The 19348-nt window shown below is 70.0% G+C and carries 19 protein-coding genes; 8 read left to right on the forward strand and 11 right to left on the reverse strand.

The window, feature by feature from the left end:
* Window positions 1–301: 301 nt before the first annotated feature.
* The 3 genes from pknB to IEY95_RS36115 all read left to right on the forward strand — a co-directional run bounded on the left by pknB (window position 302) and on the right by IEY95_RS36115 (window position 4013).
* Window positions 302–2245 (forward strand): Stk1 family PASTA domain-containing Ser/Thr kinase, encoded by a 1944-nt coding sequence (gene pknB / locus IEY95_RS36105; RefSeq protein WP_189190414.1) that lies wholly within the window; start codon window positions 302–304, stop codon window positions 2243–2245.
* 234 nt (window positions 2246–2479) lie between these two features.
* Complete coding sequence (locus IEY95_RS36110; protein WP_189190415.1) at window positions 2480–3349, forward strand: deoxyribonuclease IV; 870 nt, start codon at window positions 2480–2482, stop codon at window positions 3347–3349.
* Window positions 3350–3437: 88 nt separating this feature from the next.
* Window positions 3438–4013 carry a DUF4396 domain-containing protein gene (locus IEY95_RS36115; protein ID WP_189190416.1) on the forward strand — a complete coding sequence of 192 codons (576 nt, stop codon included), beginning with the start codon at window positions 3438–3440 and terminating at the stop codon, window positions 4011–4013.
* Window positions 4014–4032: 19 nt separating this feature from the next.
* Here the strand turns inward: IEY95_RS36115 and IEY95_RS36120 are convergent, their stop codons facing one another.
* Window positions 4033–4665 (reverse strand): sulfite oxidase-like oxidoreductase, encoded by a 633-nt coding sequence (locus IEY95_RS36120; RefSeq protein ID WP_189190417.1) that lies wholly within the window; start codon window positions 4663–4665, stop codon window positions 4033–4035.
* A 155-nt stretch (window positions 4666–4820) separates the two neighbouring features.
* On the opposite strand from IEY95_RS36120, the gene bfr reads away from it, so the two are divergent.
* On the forward strand, window positions 4821–5300 hold the full coding sequence (bfr, locus tag IEY95_RS36125; protein WP_189190418.1) for a bacterioferritin: 480 nt from the start codon (window positions 4821–4823) through the stop codon (window positions 5298–5300).
* Here the strand turns inward: bfr and IEY95_RS36130 are convergent.
* From IEY95_RS36130 to IEY95_RS36140, 3 genes are all read right to left on the reverse strand, one after another.
* Window positions 5297–5551: a (2Fe-2S)-binding protein gene (locus IEY95_RS36130; protein WP_189190419.1), complete on the reverse strand. Its 255-nt coding sequence runs from the start codon at window positions 5549–5551 to the stop codon at window positions 5297–5299. The genes bfr and IEY95_RS36130 overlap by 4 nt on opposite strands.
* 150 nt (window positions 5552–5701) lie before the next feature.
* Complete coding sequence (locus IEY95_RS36135; protein WP_189190420.1) at window positions 5702–7054, reverse strand: class II 3-deoxy-7-phosphoheptulonate synthase; 1353 nt, start codon at window positions 7052–7054, stop codon at window positions 5702–5704.
* Window positions 7055–7184: 130 nt separating this feature from the next.
* Window positions 7185–8441, reverse strand: a complete 1257-nt coding sequence (locus IEY95_RS36140; protein ID WP_189190421.1) for a glycoside hydrolase domain-containing protein — start codon at window positions 8439–8441, stop codon at window positions 7185–7187.
* A 148-nt stretch (window positions 8442–8589) separates the two neighbouring features.
* Here IEY95_RS36140 and IEY95_RS50865 point away from each other — a divergent pair, with 148 nt between their 5' ends.
* Both IEY95_RS50865 and IEY95_RS36150 read left to right on the forward strand, forming a co-directional pair.
* A complete protein-coding gene (locus tag IEY95_RS50865) occupies window positions 8590–8646 on the forward strand; it encodes a trp operon leader peptide (protein ID WP_076973970.1) in 57 nt (18 codons plus the stop codon).
* 95 nt (window positions 8647–8741) lie between these two features.
* Entirely contained in the window at window positions 8742–10679 is a 1938-nt protein-coding gene (locus tag IEY95_RS36150) for an anthranilate synthase family protein (RefSeq protein WP_189190423.1), read from the forward strand.
* On the opposite strand, the gene IEY95_RS36155 is transcribed toward IEY95_RS36150, so the two are convergent.
* The 5 genes from IEY95_RS36155 to IEY95_RS36175 form a co-directional block, all read right to left on the reverse strand.
* A complete protein-coding gene (locus tag IEY95_RS36155; RefSeq protein ID WP_189190424.1) occupies window positions 10631–11626 on the reverse strand; it encodes a 2-hydroxyacid dehydrogenase in 996 nt (331 codons plus the stop codon). The two genes, IEY95_RS36150 and IEY95_RS36155, sit on opposite strands and share 49 nt — an antisense overlap.
* A gap of 71 nt (window positions 11627–11697) precedes the next feature.
* The gene (locus IEY95_RS36160; RefSeq protein ID WP_189190425.1) at window positions 11698–12726 is read right to left on the reverse strand and encodes a 6-phosphofructokinase; all 1029 of its coding nucleotides are present in this window, start codon (window positions 12724–12726) and stop codon (window positions 11698–11700) included.
* Window positions 12727–12869: 143 nt separating this feature from the next.
* Window positions 12870–13517 carry a response regulator gene (locus IEY95_RS36165; protein WP_189190613.1) on the reverse strand — a complete coding sequence of 216 codons (648 nt, stop codon included), beginning with the start codon at window positions 13515–13517 and terminating at the stop codon, window positions 12870–12872.
* Window positions 13518–13759: 242 nt separating this feature from the next.
* On the reverse strand, window positions 13760–14962 hold the full coding sequence (gene macS / locus IEY95_RS36170) for a MacS family sensor histidine kinase (RefSeq protein WP_189190426.1): 1203 nt from the start codon (window positions 14960–14962) through the stop codon (window positions 13760–13762).
* A 43-nt stretch (window positions 14963–15005) separates the two neighbouring features.
* Window positions 15006–15812, reverse strand: coding sequence for a lysophospholipid acyltransferase family protein (locus tag IEY95_RS36175; protein WP_189190427.1), 807 nt, complete (start codon window positions 15810–15812; stop codon window positions 15006–15008).
* A 172-nt stretch (window positions 15813–15984) separates the two neighbouring features.
* Between IEY95_RS36175 and IEY95_RS36180 the strand changes: the two genes are divergently transcribed.
* On the forward strand, window positions 15985–16794 hold the full coding sequence (locus IEY95_RS36180; RefSeq protein ID WP_189190428.1) for an alpha/beta hydrolase: 810 nt from the start codon (window positions 15985–15987) through the stop codon (window positions 16792–16794).
* Window positions 16787–17440 carry a hypothetical protein gene (locus IEY95_RS36185; protein WP_189190429.1) on the forward strand — a complete coding sequence of 218 codons (654 nt, stop codon included), beginning with the start codon at window positions 16787–16789 and terminating at the stop codon, window positions 17438–17440. The genes IEY95_RS36180 and IEY95_RS36185 overlap by 8 nt, the downstream gene beginning before the upstream one ends.
* A 7-nt stretch (window positions 17441–17447) precedes the next feature.
* Here the strand turns inward: IEY95_RS36185 and IEY95_RS36190 are convergent, their stop codons facing one another.
* Together IEY95_RS36190 and IEY95_RS36195 are read right to left on the reverse strand one after the other, a co-directional pair.
* Window positions 17448–18212 (reverse strand): endonuclease/exonuclease/phosphatase family protein, encoded by a 765-nt coding sequence (locus IEY95_RS36190; RefSeq protein ID WP_189190430.1) that lies wholly within the window; start codon window positions 18210–18212, stop codon window positions 17448–17450.
* Between the two features lie 161 nt (window positions 18213–18373).
* A complete protein-coding gene (locus IEY95_RS36195; protein WP_189190431.1) occupies window positions 18374–19327 on the reverse strand; it encodes an ROK family glucokinase in 954 nt (317 codons plus the stop codon).
* Window positions 19328–19348: the final 21 nt, after the last annotated feature.

Here is a 19348-nt window from a genome sequence, read left to right on the forward strand (position 1 = left end):
AACGATCTTGGACGCCCTGTCTGCGTTGCCGGACACACCGTCAGCATTCGGAATGACTCGTCTAGGTATCCGCCGCCGTGGGGCTCTTCCGCCCCGCCACCACCCGTTTCCGGTTGGCCGAGAAGTGCCGGTCTCCCGCGGGGCGATCTCGCCGTGCGCGACCGCGGCCGGGCTCGCGGCAGCCGGGCCTCTGTCCGGCGTCCGCGCATGCGTGCGATGTGCGTCACAGGTCGGCTGCAGTCGCGCTCCGGTATCGGCCGAACGGGGCGGCGTGACGGTGGCGGCTCGTACACTCACCTGCGTGGATACGACCCTTCAGGACCCGCTTGTCGGGCAGGTGCTCGACGGCCGCTATCGCGTTGACGCACGGATCGCGGTCGGCGGGATGGCCACGGTCTACAGGGCCCTGGACACCCGCCTCGACCGCGTGCTCGCGCTCAAGGTGATGCACCCGACGCTGGCCGCCGACGGCTCGTTCGTCGAGCGTTTCATCCGCGAGGCCAAGTCGGTGGCCCGGCTCGCGCACCCCAATGTGGTGCAGGTCTTCGACCAGGGGACGGACGGGTCGTACGTCTATCTGGCCATGGAGTACATCGCCGGGTGCACCCTGCGCGACGTACTGCGTGACCGCGGCGCCCTGCAGCCGCGGGCCGCGCTCGACATCCTGGAGCCGGTGCTCGCCGCCCTCGGCGCCGCGCACCGCGCCGGGTTCGTGCACCGCGACATGAAGCCGGAGAACGTCCTCATAGGGGACGACGGCCGGGTCAAGGTGGCGGACTTCGGTCTCGTACGGGCCGTGGACACCGTGACGAACACGACGGGGGCCGTCCTCGGCACCGTCTCGTATCTCGCCCCCGAGCAGATCGAGCACGGCACCGCCGACACTCGCGTCGACGTCTACGCATGCGGGGTCGTCCTCTACGAAATGCTCACCGGCGACAAGCCGCACTCCGGTGACTCCCCCGCCCAAGTGCTCTACCAGCACCTGCACGCGGACGTGCCGCCGCCGTCGGCCGCCGTGCCCGGGCTGCCCTACGCGCTCGACGAGCTGGTCAGCACGGCGACCGCCCGCAATCCCGAGATGCGCCCGCACGACGCGGCGGCGCTGCTCGGCCAGGTGCTGGAGGCACGCGCCGGGCTCACCGCCGAGCAGCTCGACGCCGTCCCGCCGGGAGCCCTCACCCTGGGCCACGACAACGCCGAGGACCGTACGAGTGTGATCCCGCGCTCGCTGTCCGTGCCGCGACTGCTGCCCGTGAACGAGGACGACGAGGGCGCCGCCCTCAACCGGACCAGCCGGTTCGAGCAGACCAGCCGGTTCGCGTCCGGCCCGGCCGCTCCGTCCCGGGGTGCCACGCGGCCCCGGCGCACCATGCTGGCGGTCGTCGCCGCCATCGTGCTGGTGCTGGGCCTCGGCGCCGGCGTCTGGTACATCAACTCCGGTCAGTTCACCAAGGTCCCGCCGATCCTCGCGAAGACCCAGGCCGAGGCCAAGGACCGGCTGACGCAGGCCGGGCTCGACGTCGGTCAGATCAAGCATCAGTACAGCGACACCGTGAAGCGGGGCACCGTCATCAGCACCGACCCGGAGATCGGCGCCCGGATCCGTGACAACGACTCCGTGACGCTGACCATCTCCGACGGCCCGGAGACGGTGAAGGTGCCCGACCTGAAGGGCCTCGCCCTGTTCAAGGCGAAGGAAGTGCTGAAGGGCGACGGCCTCGCCGCGGGCATGGTCACCCGGAAGTTCAGCGAGGACGTGACCAAGGGCTTTGTGATCAGCTCGGATCCGGAAGCGGGGACCAAACGCCACGCGGGTTCGGCCATCGCGCTCGTCGTCAGTAAGGGCAGCCCGGTGGAGGTGCCCGAGGTCACCGGCGCGTCGGTGGAGGACGCCACGGCGGAGCTCGAGGACTCGGGTCTGAAGGTGAAGATCTCCTCGGAGCGGGTCAACTCGGAGTTCGACAAGGGCCAGATCGCCGAACAGTCCCCGGCGGCAGGTCGCGAGGCCGCCTCCGGCGACACGGTGACGCTGACGATCTCCAAGGGCCCCGAGTTGGTCGAGGTCCCGGACGTCATGGGCGACAGCGTGGACGACGCGAGGAAGGCGCTGGAGGACGCCGGGTTCAAGGTCAACGAGGACCGCGGCCTGCTCGGGATCTTCGGGGACCACGTCAAGAGCCAGTCGGTGGACGGTGGCGAGACGGCGCCCAAGGGGTCGACGATCACCATCGAGATCCGCTGAGTCTGCGATTCTGCACGGCTTCGAGGTCCGCCGGGTCCGAGGGATGCACGGCTCCGCGATCCGCCGAACCCCAGGCATGCACGGCTTCGCGAACCGCCGAACCCCAGGCATGCACGGCTTCGCGATCTGCCGAGTGCGAGGTATTCGAAGCTTCGAGGTCCGCCAAGTCCAAGGCATGCACGGCTCCGAGGTCCGCCGCCGGAGCCCCCAGGAGCACGTGACACCCTGGTGGGTGTGACCAGCAAGCAGCTCCGCAACCCCGTCGGCGGCCATGTCCCGGTGGCCGGCGGCCTCAACTCCGTCGGCCTGACCTATGCCCGCGACCTGAAGGCCGAGACCGTCCAGGTCTTCGTCGCCAACCCGCGCGGCTGGGCGACACCCGCCGGAAACCCGAAGCAGGACGAGGAGTTCCGCGCGGCCTGCGCCGCCGAGTCGATCCCCGCGTACGTCCATGCCCCCTATCTGATCAACTTCGGCTCGCACACCGAGGCGACGGTCGAGAAGTCGGTGGAGTCGCTGCGGCACTCGCTGCAGCGCGGGCGAGAGATCGGCGCGCTGGGTGTGGTCGTGCACACCGGAAGCGCCACGGGCGGCCGGGAGCGGTCCGTCGCCCTCAAGCAGGTGCGCGCGTACATGCTGCCGCTGCTCGACGAGCTGACCCACGACGACGACCCGTATCTGCTCCTCGAGTCGACGGCCGGCCAGGGCGCCTCCCTGTGCTCCCGGACCTGGGACTTCGGGCCGTACTTCGAGGCGCTCGACGCCCACCCCAAGCTGGGCGTCTGTCTCGACACGTGCCACATCTTCGCGGCCGGCCACGACCTGACCGGGCCGAGCGGGATGCACCAGACCCTCGACCTGCTGGTGGACACGGTCGGCGAGGACCGGCTGAAGCTGATCCACGCCAATGATTCCAAGGACGTCGTCGGGGCCCACAAGGACCGCCACGAGAACATCGGATCCGGCCACATCGGCGAGGACCCGTTCCGTGCCCTGATGACCCACCCCGCCACCGAGGGCGTCCCCCTGATCATCGAGACGCCCGGCGGCAAGGAGGGGCACGCGGCGGATGTCGAGCGTCTGAAGAAGCTCCGCGACGACTGAGCTCGACAAAGCCCATTGAGGGAATACCCCCAGGGGGTATACGGTTCCTGCTCGTAGCAGGAACCGTTACTCGGCGTTGGGGGCCCTCATGCAGCACGACAAGCACGCGCAGCACGATCACGACACGCACGGACACACGCAGCACGAGCACGACACGCACACGCACACGCAGGCGCACACGCCCACGCATCACGAGGCACACGCGCACACGCACGACACGGGCGGCAGGGTCACCTGGTCCATGGCGGCCCAGGCCACCCTGCACTGCCTCACCGGCTGCGCCATCGGCGAGGTGCTGGGCATGGTGATCGGCACCGCGCTCGGCTGGGGCAACGTGCCGACGATGATCCTGGCGATCGCCCTCGCCTTCGTCTTCGGCTACTCGTTCACGCTGCGCGGAGTACTCAAGGCCGGCGTCGACTTCAGAACGGCGTTCCGGGTCGCGCTCGCCGCGGACACCCTGTCCATCGCGGTGATGGAGCTGATCGACAACGGCGTGATCGCCCTGTGGCCGGACGCGATGGACGCGCAACTGGCCGACCTGCTGTTCTGGGGCGCGCTGGCCGTCTCACTGGCCATTGCGTTCGTGGTCACGACGCCCGTCAACAAGTGGATGATCGGCCGCGGCAAGGGACACGCGGTGGTGCACCAGTACCACCACTGATCGGCAGCGGCAGCAGGAGTCAGAGCTCGGGGCCGTCCCCGGGCTCCTCCTGGTAGGAGTAGCGCTGTTCGCGCCAGGGGTCGCCGATGTTGTGGTAGCCGCGCTCCTCCCAGAAGCCGCGGCGGTCGGCCGTCATGTACTCGACGCCGCGGACCCACTTGGGGCCCTTCCAGGCATAGAGGTGGGGGACGATGAGGCGGAGCGGGAAGCCGTGCTCCGCCGTCAGCAGCTCACCGTCCTTGTGCGTGGCGAAGATGGTGCGGTCGGATGCGAAGTCCGACAGACGGAGGTTGGAGCTGAATCCGTACTCGGCCCAGACCATGACATGGGTGACGGTGGGCGCGGGCGGGGCGATCTCCAGGATCGTACGGGCGGGGATGCCACCCCATTCGGCCCCGAGCATGCTGAACTTCGTGACGCAGTGCAGATCGGCCACGACGGAGGCGTACGGCAGGGCCGTCAACTCCTCGTGGGTCCAGCAGTGCTTCTCACCGTCGGCGGTGGCGCCGAAGACCCTGAACTCCCAGCGTTCGGGGCGGAACTTGGGTACGGGCCCGTAGTGCGTGACCGGCCAGCCTCGCTGAAGTCGCTGCCCCGGCGGAAGCTCCGACTGCGCCGCTTCTCCAGATTCACGCTCCACCGGCTGCCCCATGGCTCCATCCTGACAGACCCGGGACAGTGCACATGACCAGCCCTGGTCGGATTCGGGCAACTCATACTAAGCATGCACTTACTGGACGACCCCCTGCGCCGGTGCAAAGATGCGGCGCAACCTGCCCAGTCCCCCGCTTGGAAGGAGTCTCTGCGATGCAGGGCGACCCCGAGGTCATCGAATTCCTCAACGAGCAGCTGACCGGCGAGCTGACGGCAATCAATCAGTACTTCCTGCACGCGAAGATGCAGGAGAACTTCGGCTGGACGAAGCTCGCGAAGTACACGCGGCACGAGTCGTTCGACGAGATGAAGCACGCCGAGGTGCTCACCGATCGGATCCTCTTCCTGGAGGGCCTGCCGAACTACCAGCGACTGTTCCACGTTCGCGTGGGCCAGACCGTCAAGGAGATGTTCGAGGCCGACCGGCAGGTGGAGGTCGAGGCGATCGACCGGCTCAGGCGCGGGATCGAGGTGATGCGCGCGAAGGGCGACATCACGTCCGCGAACATCTTCGAGTCGATCCTCGCGGACGAGGAGCACCACATCGACTATCTGGACACCCAGCTGGAGCTGGTCGAGAAGCTCGGCGAGGCGCTGTACATCGCGCAGGTGATCGAGCAGCCGGACAGCTAGGCCGCGTCCTTCAGCACCCGGACGTCCCCCAGGACCTCGGAGAGCACCGGCCGGCCCTCGTCGGCGAGCTCCCGGCGCGGGCACGCGCCACGGCCGAGGAGCGCCTGGATCCGGCGTACGCACGAACCGCAGTCCGTGCCCGCCTTGCAGGCGGAGGCTATCTGGCGGGGGGTGCAGGCACCGTCCTCCGCGTGCTTCTTCACCTGCTGCTCGGTGATCCCGAAGCAACTGCAGACGTACACGCGGTTCACCTCCCGACGGGATCGATAAGTGGTGCCGTCCCGATTAATCGGTGAGGCTAACCTAACCTTACCCGGCCCGCCGGACCCGCAAAAGTGGGTCGGGGCGCGGATCGTATGTGATCCGCGCCCCATCTCACGTACCGGTAACAACCGAAGCCGCTACTGGTCCCTGTACATCTCGGCGACCAGGAAGGCCAGGTCAAGGGACTGGCTGCGGTTCAGGCGCGGGTCGCAGGCCGTCTCGTAGCGCTGGTGCAGATCGTCGACGAAGATCTCGTCGCCGCCGCCCACGCACTCGGTGACGTCGTCACCGGTGAGCTCGACATGGATGCCGCCCGGGTGCGTCCCCAGACCCTTGTGGACCTCGAAGAAGCCCTTGACCTCGTCGAGCACGTCGTCGAAGCGGCGAGTCTTGTGGCCCGAGGCCGCCTCGAAGGTGTTGCCGTGCATCGGGTCGGTCACCCAGGCCACGGTCGCACCCGAGGCGGTGACCTTGTCGACGAGCTCGGGCAGCTTGTCGCGGACCTTGTCCGCGCCCATCCGCACGATGAAGGTGAGGCGGCCCGGCTCGCGCTCCGGGTCCAGGCGCTCGATGTAGTGCAGCGCCTCCTCGGCCGTCGTCGTCGGGCCCAGCTTGATCCCGATCGGGTTGCGGATCTTCGACGCGAACTCGATGTGCGCGCCGTCCAGCTGACGGGTGCGCTCACCGACCCACACCATGTGGCCCGAGACGTCGTACAGATGGCCCGTACGCGAGTCGACCCTGGTCAGCGCCGACTCGTAGTCGAGGAGCAGCGCCTCGTGGGAGGAGTAGAACTCGACGGTCTTGAACTCCTCCGGGTCGGTCCCGCAGGCCCGCATGAAGTTCATCGCGTTGTCGATCTCGCGCGCCAGCTGCTCGTAGCGCTGGCCGGAGGGGGACGACTTCACGAAGTCCTGGTTCCAGGCGTGCACCTGGCGCAGGTCGGCGTAGCCGCCGGTGGTGAAGGCGCGCACCAGGTTGAGCGTGGAGGCGGACGCGTTGTACATCCGCTTCAGGCGCTCGGGGTCCGGGATGCGGGCCTCTTCGGTGAAGTCGAAGCCGTTGACGGAGTCGCCGCGGTAGGTCGGCAGGGTCACGCCGTCGCGGGTCTCGGTCGGCTTGGAACGCGGCTTGGAGTACTGGCCGGCGATACGGCCGACCTTCACGACCGGCACCGAGGCGGCGTACGTGAGCACGGCGCCCATCTGGAGCAGGGTCTTGAGCTTGTTACGGATGTGGTCGGCGGACACGGCGTCGAAGGCCTCGGCGCAGTCGCCGCCCTGGAGCAGGAACGCCTCGCCCTTGGCGACGGCTCCCATCCGGGCGCGCAGCTGGTCGCACTCGCCCGCGAAGACGAGCGGCGGATACGACTCGAGGTCCGCGATCACGTCGCGCAGAGCCTCGGCATCGGGGTACTCGGGCTGCTGCGCCGCGGGCAGGTTTCGCCAGGTGTTGCCAGCGCTCGCGCTGGACTTAGCGTTCACGGTCACCTCCACAACATTACGGGGTCGTGTCGGGCGTCCATTCACGTGCTCATCAATTGAGACGCGGCGTGCTCGATCGGGGGTGCTCCGGGCGGCCGTACGACAGGTCTCCACGGCCGCCCGGAGCGGGGGTCGGCTAGTCCACGTCGAGCCGGTCGCGGTCGATGGAGATCGTCACGTCGCCGTGAGTCTCGGTGGTGTCGCCGGCGTACTGGTGGATGCGCCGGTGGTTGGCCCACAGGTCCGCGGGGATCGTCGGGTCGGACGTGGTCGACGTGTAGTTCCAGCGGGCGAAGTGGATCACGTCGGGCAGGGTGACGTCGCTCCGGTGGGCCACCAGGTCGGCGACCAGGGACGAGGTGTTGCCGTACGCGCCGGAGCGGTAGCCCAGTTCGTGCAGGCGCTTGGTGTAGGCCTCGAGGTAGCCGAGCACCTGGTCCGTCACGGCTCCTCCGGGGGCGTAGTTCTCCAGGTCGCTGTAGAGCACCGTGCCCTTGCCGAAGCCGAGGGCTGCGGCCTGCCGGGCCGCGTCGGCGGCGTCCGCGGTGCCCTGCGGCTCCGGGTCGGTGATCGGCGCGCAGTCGCCCTGACAGCTGCCGCCGTCGGAGGAGGGCTGCCGGCCGACGTACAGCGGGAAGAACCGCCAGCCGGTGTCGTACTGCTTGCGCACCCACGAGGCCGTGAGCTTCGGCTGGGCGCAGGCGCGGTTGATCCCGCCGATGTAGACGCCGACGGCGCCGTAGTCCGAGGCGTCCCGCCAGGCGTCCATGGCCGACTGGCTCGGGGCCGTGCAGGCGTCGAAGCCCTCGCCCCGAAAGGACGTGGCGTCCTTGGGGAGGGGCGCCGCGGCGGGTGTCCCGGCGCCCGGCGTGGCGGTGACGGGCAGGCCGGCGCCGCGGAGGATGTCCTGGATCCGCGTACGGTCGTCCCCGTACGCGGCGGTCACGGCGATGCGGTCCGCGGTGACCTGGTACGTACCGGCCGTTCGGTTCTCGGTGACGTCACTCCCGACCGTGACGTCACTCCCGACCGTGTCGGGGCTCCCGACCGTGACGGGGCTCCCGGCGGTGGTCACGGTGCTCTCGGCTGCGGTGGTGGGCTGGATCAGGAGCGCCTCCGTGCGTCCCCGCACGCGTGCCGGGCAGTCCTGCCGTTCGCCCGGCGTACCGAGGTACACGGCGTGACGGTCGAAGCGGACACAGGCCTCCGGGTTCTTCTCCAGGTCCACGACCCACCAGGAGGCGGGCACGGTGAAGACGTGGCCCCGGTAGGTCACCCGGGTGGTGTCGTCGGAGGCGCTCGGGGCCGACTGGGCGGAGCCGGGCAGGCCGGCGGCGAGGGCCGCGGCCGCGGCACACACGGCGAGGGCGCGTGCGCCGCTCCGGCGAGGCATGGGTGAACGAGCTGCGTGAATGACTCTCTCCTCGGTCGGATCGGTCGGGCTACCTGGCCATGAATGGCCGGTGCGCGAGCGGTCCGAACCCTGTACGCGAACGGTTCACGCTGTTGCCGGGCCCCACACGTCGGGTAGGGTGCGGCGCATGTTCGCGCATTCGATCCAGAACTGGTGGTGGACCGCTCATCCGGCGGCCCACTGACTGCGCGTACGCAAGACTTCGCGAAGGCCGCCCGAGGGGCGGCCTTCGGCGTTTCCGGAGCCCGTTCCCTCTCTGAGTGAGAAGGAACAGGACCGATGAACCTGCTCGACCTCCTGGACGATCCACGTCCGTTCGCCCTGCTGCGCCGCCGCACCCCCGGTCACGCCCCTGACGTGGTCGAGGTGCTGCTCGGCCGGGTCACCACCCACGACCGCCTCGCCGACATCCCCGACGAGGGCCTCGCGCTCATCCCCTACCGCCAGATCCGGGAGCGCGGCTTCGACGTCCGCGACGACGGCACGCCTCTCGCGGTGCTCACCGCCGAGGAGACGTACGAACTGCCCCTGGAACACGCCCTGTCCCAGCTGCCGTCGCACAAGGTGCGCGTCGAGGGCGGGGGCTTCGACGTCGCCGACGAGGAGTACGCCGGGATCGTCGGGCGGGTGCTGCGCGAGGAGATCGGGCGGGGCGAGGGTGCGAACTTCGTGATCCGGCGTACGTACGAGGGGGAGATCCCGGGGTTCGGGAGGGCCGACGCCCTCGCCCTGTTCCGTCGGCTCCTCGTCGGTGAGCGGGGCGCGTACTGGACGTTCGTCGTGCACACCGGGGACCGGACGCTGGTCGGCGCGAGCCCCGAGGTGCACGTCCGGATGTCGGGGGGAAGGGGCGGGCGCGAAGCGCTCTCGGTTGAGGGTGCTGGTGGGAGGCGGGCGGGCGGGACCGTCGTGATGAACCCGATCAGCGGCACGTACCGCTACCCGGCCGAGGGCCCGACCCCCGAGGATCTGCTGGCCTTCCTCGCCGACGGCAAGGAGATCGAGGAGCTCTCGATGGTGGTCGACGAGGAGCTCAAGATGATGTGCACGGTCGGCGACATGGGCGGGGTGGTGATCGGTCCACGGCTGAAGGAGATGGCCCATCTCGCGCACACCGAGTACGAGTTGCGGGGGCGGTCCTCGCTGGACGTGCGGGACGTGCTGCGCGAGACCATGTTCGCGGCGACGGTCACGGGATCGCCGGTGCAGAACGCCTGCCGGGTCATCGAGCGGCACGAAGTCGGCGGGCGCGGGTACTACGCGGGCGCGCTGGCCCTCGTGGGGCGGGACGCCGGCGGGGCGCAGACCCTCGACTCCCCCATCCTCATCCGAACCGCCGACATCGACGCGGACGGACGGCTGCGGGTCCCGGTCGGCGCCACCCTTGTACGGGGGTCGGACCCGGTGAGCGAGGTCGCGGAGACACACGCGAAGGCGGCAGGGGTGCTGGCGGCGCTGGGAGTCCTTGAGGCGCGTCCGCGTACGGAGCACGTGGGGCCGCGGCTGGCGGACGATCCCCGGGTGCAGGCGGCGCTCGACGGGCGGCGGACCTCGCTCGCGCCGTTCTGGCTGCGGATGCAGGAGCGGGGCGACGGGCTCGACGGGCACGCCCTGGTCGTGGACGGCGAGGACACCTTCACGGCGATGCTGGCGCATCTGCTCCGCTCGTCGGGGCTCGGGGTGACGGTGCGGCGCTACGACGAGCCGGGGCTGCGGGAGGCGGCCCTCGCGCACGAGGGGCCGCTCGTGCTGGGCCCCGGTCCGGGCGATCCGGGCGATGTCCGGGACCCGAAGATGCGCTTCCTGCGCGGGCTCACCGCCGAGGTGATCCGGGGGCACCGGCACGGAGTCCTGGGCGTCTGCCTGGGCCACGAGCTGATCGCGGCCGAACTGGGCCTGGAGATCGTCCGCAAGGAGGTGCCGTACCAGGGGGCGCAGACCGCGGTCGACCTCTTCGGGCGGACGGAGACGGTCGGTTTCTACAACAGCTTCGTGGCACGCTGCGACGACGACGCCCTCGCCGAGTTCTCCGCGCACGGCATCGAGGTCAGCCGCAACGACAGCGGTGAGGTGCACGCGATGCGCGGTCCCGGGTTCGCGGGGGTCCAGTTCCACCCGGAGTCGGTGCTGACGCTGAACGGCACGGCGGTCGTGCGCGAGCTGATCGATCAGCTGCGGGGCACCAGCACATTGTCCGAACGGCGGCCCGCCGTGTAGTCGAGGACGTTCTTGACCGTGGCGTCGACGATCTGGCCGACGGCGTCCTCGGTGTAGTACGCCTGGTGGGACGTGACCAGCACATTCGGGAACGTGACGAGGCGGGCCAGGATGTCGTCCTCGATGGCCTCCAGGGACTTGTCGAGGAAGAAGAGGCCGGCCTCCGCCTCGTACACATCGAGACCGACGCCCGTGAAGCGGCCCTCACGCAGCTCGGTGACGAGGGCCTGGGTGTCGATCAGGCCGCCGCGGCTGGAGTTCACCAGGATCGCGTCGTCCTTCATCGCGCGCAGCGCGGCGGCGTCGATCAGGCGCTGGGTCTCCGGCATCAGCGGGACATGCAGGCTGATCAGGTCGGACTCGGCGAGGAGCTGCTCCTTGGGGACGTACTTCATGCCGAGTTCGACGCAGGCCGGGTTCTCCGCGACGTCCCAGCCGAGCAGGTTCATGCCGAAGCCGCGGGCGATCCTGGTGAACGCCTCGCCGATCTTGCCGGTGCCGAGGACACCCGCGGTGCGGCCGTGCATGTCGCGGCCCATCAGCCCGTCGAGGCGGAAGTCGAAGTCGCGGGTGCGGGTGGCGGCGCGCACGATGCGGCGGTTGACGGCCATGCCGAGGGTCCAGGCGAACTCGGCGACGGAGTACGGCGAGTAGTACGAGACTCGGGCGACCGTCATGCCGAGGCGCTCGGCGACCTCGAGGTCGATGTTGTTGAAGCCCGTGGAGCGCTGGGCGACCAGCTGGGTGCCGCCGGTCGCCAGGGTCTGCAGGACTCGGTGACCGAGGCCGCAGTTGACGCTGGTGGAGATGGCCTCGTAGCCGGCCGCGATGCGAGCGGTGTCCTCGGTCAGGAAGACGTCGAGACAGTGGACCTGGTGGGGTCCCGCGAAGGCCTTCTCGAGCAGGGGCTTCTCGTCGGCCTGGACGCCGAAGGCGAGGATCTCCACAATTCCTCCCGTTCTACGGGGTTATGGGACGAATGTACGGCCCATAACCCCGGTACGCCGGGCCGCCTCCGTCAGCCGAAGAAGACCCCGACCTCCTCGTAGAGCTTCGGGTCGACGGTCTTGAGCTTGGCCGTGGCCTCCGCGATCGGAACGCGGACGATGTCCGTGCCGCGCAGGGCGACCATCTTGCCGAAGTCGCCGTCGCGGACGGCCTCGATGGCGTGCAGCCCGAAGCGGGTGGCGAGCCAGCGGTCGAAGGCGCTGGGGGTGCCGCCGCGCTGGATGTGCCCGAGGACCGTGGTGCGGGCCTCCTTGCCGGTGCGCTTCTCGATCTGCTTGGCCAGCCATTCGCCGACCCCGGAGAGGCGGACGTGCCCGAAGGAGTCGAGGGACTCGTCCTTGAGGACCATGTCGCCGTCCTTGGGCATCGCCCCCTCGGCGACGACCACGATCGGCGCGTACGAGGCCTTGAACCGCGAGGTCACCCAAGCACACACCTGGTCGACGTCGAAGCGCTGCTCGGGAATGAGGATGACGTTGGCGCCGCCGGCCAGACCCGAGTGGATGGCGATCCAGCCCGCGTGCCGGCCCATCACCTCGCAGACGAGGACGCGCATGTGCGACTCGGCGGTGGTGTGCAGACGGTCGATCGCCTCGGTCGCGATGCCGACGGCGGTGTCGAAACCGAAGGTGTAGTCGGTGGCGGACAGGTCGTTGTCGATGGTCTTCGGTACGCCGACGACAGGGACGCCGTACTCGTCGGTGAGGCGTGCGGCGACACCGAGGGTGTCCTCACCGCCGATCGCGATGAGCGCCTCGACCTCCAGCTTGGCGAGGTTGTCCTTGATCCGGCGGATGCCGTTCTCCTGCTTGAGCGGATTGGTCCGCGAGGAGCCGAGGATGGTGCCGCCGCGGGGCAGGATGCCGCGCACGGCGGGGATGTCGAGGCGGACGGTGTCGCCTTCCAGTGGTCCCCGCCAGCCGTCCCGGAAGCCGACGAAGTCATAGCCGTACTCCTGCACGCCCTTGCGGACGATGCCCCGGATGACGGCGTTGAGCCCGGGGCAGTCGCCGCCTCCGGTCAGTACTCCGACCCGCATGGAAAGTCCCTTCGCCACGGTTGCCTGATGGACTCACGCTAATAGTGATGCAGGTCACTTCGGCATGGTGCGGAAGGTCAATTCCGATGAATTGTACGGGTGTTGATCAATCGCGTTCACTCGAAGGTGTGGGTGCGTCAGATTTACGCCTCGTCAAGACCGCGTTCTATGGCGTACCGCACCAGCTCCACGCGGTTGTGGAGCTGCAGCTTGCCCAGGGTGTTCTGCACATGGTTCTGGACCGTGCGGTGGGAGATGACGAGGCGCTCGGCTATCTGCTTGTAGCTCAGGCCCTTGGCAACCAGCCGGAGCACCTCGGTCTCGCGATCGGTGAGTTGCGGGGCCTTGGGCTCGTCGACGCCCGCGGCGGGGGCCGGTTCGGAGGCCAGCCGGCGGTACTCGCCGAGGACCAGACCCGCGAGGCCCGGGGTGAACACCGGGTCACCGACCGCCGTACGGCGCACCGCGTCGATCAGCTCCTCCGTGGACGCCGACTTGAGCAGATAGCCGGTGGCGCCGGACTTCACCGCCTCCAGGACATCGGCGTGCTCGCCGCTGGCCGACAGAACGAGGACGCGCAGCGCCGGGTTGGCGCCGACCAGCTCCTTGCAGACCTGGACGCCGGGCTTGGCCGGCAGGTTCAGGTCGAGCACGAGGACGTCGGGCGCGGCAGCCTGGGCGCGGCGCACGGCCTGCTCGCCGTCACCCGCGGTGGCGACCACGTCGAAGCCGGCCTCGGCCAGGTCGCGGGCGACGGCGTCGCGCCACATGGGATGGTCGTCGACCACCATCACCTTGATCGGGCCCTGCCGCCGCACGTCCTTCGCCTCCGTCGTCCCCGTCATCACCGCTCCGCCGTCATCGTCGTCGCCGTCGTCCCCGTCATCACCGCTCCGCCGTCATGTCGTCATCACCGCTCCGCCGTCGCCGTCGCCCCGTCATCACCGCTCCGCCGTCATCGCCGTCGCCGTCGTCCCCGTCATCACCGCTCCGCCGTCATCGCCGTCCCGCGTCTGCGTCATCGCCGTTCCGCCTACCCCCGTGAAACCTTCGGTACCTTCAGCTCGACTTCCGTGCCCTGGCCCGGGACCGAGATCAGCTCGGCCGTACCGCCCAGGTCGCGCAGTCGGCCGCGGATCGACAGAGCGACCCCGAGCCGCCCCTCGCCCTCGGCCTGGGCGAGCCGGCCCTCCGGGATGCCGGGGCCGTCGTCGCGGACGGTCACGATCACCGCGTCCGGTTCGTCCTCGACCAGGATCCAGGCACGGGCGTCCGCGCCGGCGTGCTTGCGGACATTGTCCAGGGCGGCACCGACAGCGGCGGCCAGCTCCCTGGCTGCAGCCGCGGCGAGCGGTACGGGCGCGCCGGGCTCGGAGAGGGTCACGCGTGCGGTGGCGTACGGGGCGAGCAGTGAGCGCAGGTCGAGGGGGCCTTCTTCGTCGTCCGGTTCGTCGACGGCTCGTACGACGGCACCGAGCGCGGCGTCCTCCGACACCCTGGACACGGGCACCAGGCCGCCCGAGACCAGCGTGCGCAGCGCCACCTCCTGCTCGCCGGCCATCCGGCCCAGCTCCGCCGCCTCGCCGCCGAGCGCGGACGCGCGCCGCTGCACCATGGCGAGGACTTGAAGGACGCCGTCGTGGATGTCGCGGGCCAGCCGCTCCCGCTCCCGCGTGGCGGCCTCGATCTCCAGGGCGCGGGCGAGGGTGCGCTCGGAGGCGCGGGCGACCTCGACGACGTATCCGATGGCGATGGAGGCGACCCAGACGAGGATCACGTTGTGGACGGTGTCGCGGGTCGGAGCGCCGCGCTCGACGATGTTGACGGCCGCGACCAGCGTGGAGGCGAAGGCCGCCCAGCGCCAGCCGCCCTTGATCGCGAAGGCCAGGACGGATCCCGCGGTCCATATCGACGGCAGGGTGGGGCCGCCGGTCTCGATCCGCGAGGAGGCGTCGGCGACCCGGGTGAGCAGGATGCCGGCGAGCGCGATGGTGAGGTCGGCGGCGAGGAACCGCTTGGTGCAACTGGCCGCGTTCGCGACCCTGGGGAGGGTCGCGAACGTCCACACGAACAGCAGCGCGTAGAACGCGACGGCCACCCAGGGGCGGGCGAACTTGTCGTACGCCGTGGCGAAGAGACCGATCGCGTACAGCATCGTCAGGACGCGGTACGCGGAGAGCGCACGCCACAGCGGCTGCTCGACCGACATCCTCATCACGCGCTCGCGCTTGGCCATCTCCCCCACCCCACCCCACCCCCGCACGTCCTGACGGACGCGTCTAGGAGCCGGACCGTTCCCTGTCCGCCTGCCCCGCTTCCTTGGCGGCCCGCTTCTCGGCCTGTTCCTTGGCCGCCTGCTTCTCGGCCTGTGCGAGGGCGGCCTTCGCCGCCTTCTCGGCGTCCTTCTCGGCCTTCGCCGCCTCCGCGATCTGCCGCTTGGCGGCCGTCGCGTAGATGTCGACGTACTCCTGGCCGGAGAGCTTCATGATTTCGTACATGACCTCGTCGGTCACCGCGCGGAGCACGAAACGGTCGTGCTCCATGCCGCCGTACCGGCTGAAGTCCAGCGGCTTGCCGATGCGGATGCCCGGCCGCATCAGCTTGGGCATTACCTTGCCCGGCGGCTGGATCTTCTCGGTGTCGATCATCGCGACCGGGATGACGGGCGCGCCGGTGGCGAGCGCCACGCGCGCGAGACCGCCGGGCTTTCCGCGATAGAGGCGGCCGTCGGGCGAGCGCGTGCCCTCCGGGTAGATACCGAACAGCTCACCGCGCTCGATGACGTCGATACCGCTCTTGACGGCCGCCTCGCCCGCGCCGCGCGCTCCGGAGCGGTCCACGGGGAGCTGGCCGACGCCCTTGAAGAAGGCGGCGGTCATCCGGCCCTTGAGGCCGGGCGTCGTGAAGTACTCGGCCTTCGCGATGAAGGTCACCTTGCGGTCGAGGACCGCGGGCAGGAAGAACGAGTCCGAGAACGACAGATGATTGCTCGCCAGGATGGCGGGGCCGTCGGCGGGAATGTTCTCGAGGCCTTCCACCCAGGGTCTGAAGGCAAGCTTCAGCGGCCCTCCGATGGAAAACTTCATTGCGCCGTAGATCAACCGAATGCCTCCTGTGTCGTCGATCAGACCTTAACCCGGAGCACTGTCGAAGGACCCGACGACCCTGGTCGGTGTCAGTGCGGTCGCGTACGGTGAAGTACGCCTCGAAGCCTCGGGGGGTTCCGTTTCGCCCGCCTCTATGAACAGGAGACCGAAGGTGCCGGTCCTTCCTGGAGCCGAGCCGTTCCGCCGCGAGGGCGGAGAGGTCGGCGTCCTTCTCTGCCACGGCTTCACCGGGTCCCCGCAGTCGCTGCGGCCCTGGGCGGAGTATCTGGCCGAGCGCGGCCTGACCGTCACGCTGCCGCTGCTGCCGGGGCACGGGACGCGCTGGGAGGACATGCAGCTCACCGGCTGGCAGGACTGGTACGCGGAGGTGGACCGGGAGCTGCGCGCGCTGCGGGACCGGTGCGCTCAGGTGTTCGTCTTCGGCCTCTCCATGGGCGCCGCACTGGCGCTGCGCCTCGCGGCCAAGCACGGTGACGAGATCAGCGGCGTCGTGGTCGTCAACCCGCTGAACAGGGTGCACGGCCCGTCGGCGCGCGCCCTCCCGGTGCTCCGGCACTTCGTTCCGTCCGTGAAGGGCATCGTGAGCGACATCGCCAAGGAGGGGTCGCAGGAGCTCGGGTACGACCGGGTGCCGTTGCACGCCGCGCACTCGATGCGGAATTTCTGCCGCATCGTCGACGGCGAGCTGCCGCAGGTCACCCAGCCGATGGTGCTGCTGCACAGCCCCCAGGACCACGTCGTGTCCCCCGCCGACTCGGCGCGCGTCCTCGGCCGGGTGTCGTCCACGGACGTGTCGGAGATCTTGCTGGAACAGAGCTACCACGTTGCGACGTTGGACCACGACGCGGACCGGATCTTCGAGGAGAGCTACGCGTTCATCGCCCGGCTCGCGCCCAGTGTCGGCAAGGGGTCCGACGCGGGTCAGGTGGGTCAGCAGGAAGGGACGGCCTCCGGTGGCTGAGCACGACGCGGAACGCGGCGATTCCGAGGAGAAGGGCGTGCCCCTCGACGGGCCTCTTGGTGAGCCCCTCGGCGAGGAGCAGAGCGTGCCCTTCGACGAGGACGCCGCGTGGCAGGCGATCGTCGCCGGGTACGGCGAGGAGCCGCCGGACCCGCCCGGCGTGAAGCCGTTCAAGTCGGTCGAGGACCTGGCGCTCCTGGAGCCGGAGACGAACGACGGCGACGCGAGCGACACCGAGTCCGACACCGGATCTGGATCTGGATCCGGGTCCGGGTCCGGGGACAAGCCCTCCGCGGCCCAGCCCCTCGGCAGCTCGGTCGCCTTCGCACCCGGTGTCGGCGGCCCGCGCGACTACAAGGCGCCCGAGCCCAGCGACGACGACTTCGACGAGGACGACGAGGGCCACTTCGTACCGCCCGAGCCGCCCCCGCTGCCCTCCGCCGACACCACCGCCAAGTTCGCCTGGCTCGCGGTCACCGGCGGCCCCGTCCTGCTCCTGCTGGCCGTCCTCCTCGGCTGGGACATGACCTGGTGGCTCACCACCCTCGGCATCGGCGGCTTCCTCGGCGGCTTCGCCACCCTGGTGACGCGCATGAAGACCGACGACGAGGACGGAGACGATCCCGGGCGGGGCGCGGTGGTCTGACCTCACTTCAGGACGCGGGCACTCTGAGGGCGGCCAGCACGGGCAAGTGGTCCGTGGCCGCCCTCAGGTCTGCCTCCGTCACGCCGGGGAGACCCAGCGGCACCCCGCAGCCCAGGACCTCCACGCCCTCCGTGGCGAAGATCGCGTCGATGCGCTGGTGGGGGTCGGTGGGGGTGGAGGTGTACTCCGCACCCCACGGGCGGGTCGCCCAGGCGTCCTGAAGGGCGCCGGCCAGGCGCTTGAAGGTGGGGCCGTCGGGGCGTTCGTTGAGGTCGCCGCCCGCGATCATGTGCGGAGCGTCGAGGCCTGCGAGGCGGTCGAGAAGCATGCCGCCCTGCTCGTACCGCTCGTCCTTCTGGAGCGAGAGATGGCAGCTCAGGACGCCGAGCCGGGCGCCACCGAACCGTACGACGGCGGTGGCGAAGCCGCGGCGGTGCAGGCCGGGCGTGAGGGGGAGCAGAACATCCTCGGTGCGCTCGACGGTCGCCCGGAGGGAGCAGAGGAGCGCCGGTCCGGACGCCGGGGCACCGCCCGAGAGGATCATCTGCCCGGACGCCGCCGCGAGCCGGGCCAATTTCTTTCGCCAGCGGAAGAAGCGCGGGGCCTCCTGGATGAGGACCAGGTCGGGTGCGCAGGCACTGATCACCCGCGCGAGAGCGGCGGTGTCGTCGCGCATCGACCGAATGTTGTAACTGAGCACGCGAATGACGGCCGAACCGTCGGCTTCGGTGCGGGAGTTGGGCAGCGGACTGGCTGAGGGGCTGGTCGGCATGGCGATCAAGATACGACAGCCGGAGCACACGCGGGACTACCCGCACTCGCCCACGCACAGAAGCAGCCGTGCCGGTACATCGAATGCCAGCATCCGGACAGGGCACGGCACGCGGTACGGCGGCGCCCGCCGTACCGCGTGCCGTGCCGGCTGCCGACGGGTCACATGATCGGGTCGGGCTCCCGGGCCAGGTCGGCGGCGCCCACCAGACCCGCCTTGTTGCCCAGCTGGGCCACGATGACGTCGGCCACCGGGCGCCAGTTGCCACCCACCAGCCAGCGCTTGTACGACTTGCGGATCGGGTCGAGGACCAGCTCGCCCTCGTCCGAGAGGCCGCCGCCGACGATGAAGGCGGACGGGTCGAAGAGTGAGGCCAGGTCGGCGAGGCCGGCGCCGGCCCAGCGGGCCAGCTCGCGGTAGGAGTCCACCGCGACCAGGTCGCCCTGGCGCGCGGCGACCGAGATGTGCTTGCCCTCGATGCCGTCGGGGGTGCCGTTGCCCAGCGCGAGAAGGATCTCCGCGTTCTCCGGGGTCGCGTTGGCGCGCTGCTTGGCGTAGCGGACGAGGGCGCGCCCGGACGCGTACTGCTCCCAGCAGCCCTGCGAGCCGCAGCCGCACAGCAGCCCGTCCGGCACCATGCGGATGTGTCCGAACTCGGCGGCCACGCCGAAGTGCCCGCGGCGCAGCTTGTTGCCGATGATGATGCCGCCGCCGAGGCCTGTGCCCAGGGTGATGCAGATGACGTTCCGGTGGCCCTTGCCCGCGCCGAACTTGTACTCGCCCCACGCCGCCGCGTTCGCGTCGTTCTCGACGACGACCGGCAGCCCCACACGCGCCTCGACCTCGGCCTTGAGGGGCTCCTGTCGCCAGTCGATGTTCGGCGCGAAGTAGACCGTGGAACGCTGGCGGTTCACGTATCCGGCGGCACCGATGCCCACGCCGACGATGTCGTGGCCTGCGCGCGCGCCCTCGACGGCAGCGGCGATGGCATCCACGATGGCCTGCGGCGTGGTGGGGGTCGGCACCTTGTGGGTCGAGAGGATGTTGCCTTCCTCGTCGACCACACCGGCCGCGATCTTCGTGCCGCCGATATCGACGCCGATGGTGAGTCCCATGAATCCCTCAGTTTCGGTCGA

The sequence above is a fragment of the Streptomyces albiflavescens genome, from assembly GCF_014645835.1.
Classification (GTDB): domain Bacteria; phylum Actinomycetota; class Actinomycetes; order Streptomycetales; family Streptomycetaceae; genus Streptomyces; species Streptomyces albiflavescens.

Coding starts and splice junctions, on each gene's coding strand:
- IEY95_RS36150 (WP_189190423.1), top strand. CDS start 8,742: ATGAACCTGCTCGACCTCCTGGACGATCCACGTCCGTTCGCCCTGCTG.
- IEY95_RS36160 (WP_189190425.1), bottom strand. CDS start 12,726: ATGCGGGTCGGAGTACTGACCGGAGGCGGCGACTGCCCCGGGCTCAAC.
- IEY95_RS36120 (WP_189190417.1), bottom strand. CDS start 4,665: ATGGGGCAGCCGGTGGAGCGTGAATCTGGAGAAGCGGCGCAGTCGGAG.
- IEY95_RS36165 (WP_189190613.1), bottom strand. CDS start 13,517: ATGGTGGTCGACGACCATCCCATGTGGCGCGACGCCGTCGCCCGCGAC.
- bfr (WP_189190418.1), top strand. CDS start 4,821: ATGCAGGGCGACCCCGAGGTCATCGAATTCCTCAACGAGCAGCTGACC.
- IEY95_RS36115 (WP_189190416.1), top strand. CDS start 3,438: ATGCAGCACGACAAGCACGCGCAGCACGATCACGACACGCACGGACAC.
- IEY95_RS36190 (WP_189190430.1), bottom strand. CDS start 18,212: ATGCCGACCAGCCCCTCAGCCAGTCCGCTGCCCAACTCCCGCACCGAA.
- macS (WP_189190426.1), bottom strand. CDS start 14,962: ATGGCCAAGCGCGAGCGCGTGATGAGGATGTCGGTCGAGCAGCCGCTG.
- IEY95_RS36175 (WP_189190427.1), bottom strand. CDS start 15,812: ATGAAGTTTTCCATCGGAGGGCCGCTGAAGCTTGCCTTCAGACCCTGG.
- IEY95_RS36195 (WP_189190431.1), bottom strand. CDS start 19,327: ATGGGACTCACCATCGGCGTCGATATCGGCGGCACGAAGATCGCGGCC.
- IEY95_RS36140 (WP_189190421.1), bottom strand. CDS start 8,441: ATGCCTCGCCGGAGCGGCGCACGCGCCCTCGCCGTGTGTGCCGCGGCC.